At 40.4% G+C, this 525-nt stretch carries 1 protein-coding gene; it reads left to right on the top strand.

The genetic code is table 11. The annotated features are described in order from the left end of the window. The coding region (locus FK268_RS26230) for an SEL1-like repeat protein (protein WP_166443524.1) at nt 1-462 on the top strand (462 nt) is incomplete at its 5' end. Nucleotides 463-525: the final 63 nt, after the last annotated feature.

Genomic DNA, 525 nt, shown 5'->3' with positions numbered 1-525 from the left:
AAAAAATATAATAAGGCGCTCTTCTATCTAGGATTAATTGAGCTTGAAAAAGGGCATAATAATACCGATCTTGCTCTAGCCCTGCGCTACTTTCTTCTTGCAAGAAGGGATGAACCTAAAGCAATCGCCGAGATTGAAAAATTGGAAGCAGAGATTTTGAAACTACCTCCTACAAAAGAGAATAGCGAATTACATTTTAAAATAGGTTATATGTACGCCAATGACGTTGTTATCGGGACCGATGCAGCAAAAGCAGCTCAATTTTATGAAGTAGCATTAGCAGGAAATCATCAGGCGGCACGATTAGAGCTGGCAAAATTACTAATGAAATCAAGACCGGGAAGCCCCAAAGATCTACCGCGAGCGGTGGCACTTCTGCAAGATCCTTCCATGGAGCAATTTTTACCGGCAGAAGTAACGCTTAAAGAACTTCTTGAAAAGAATCCCGAACTCAATCATTAAATCATTGAATATTGCATAAAATCGAGCGATTCGCTATAATGCCTTATCAACCTAAACGGGGGC

Source organism: Tsukamurella sputi, assembly GCF_007858445.1.
GTDB lineage: Bacteria > Actinomycetota > Actinomycetes > Mycobacteriales > Mycobacteriaceae > Tsukamurella > Tsukamurella sputi.
This window is presented reverse-complemented; position numbering and strand designations above follow the sequence as displayed.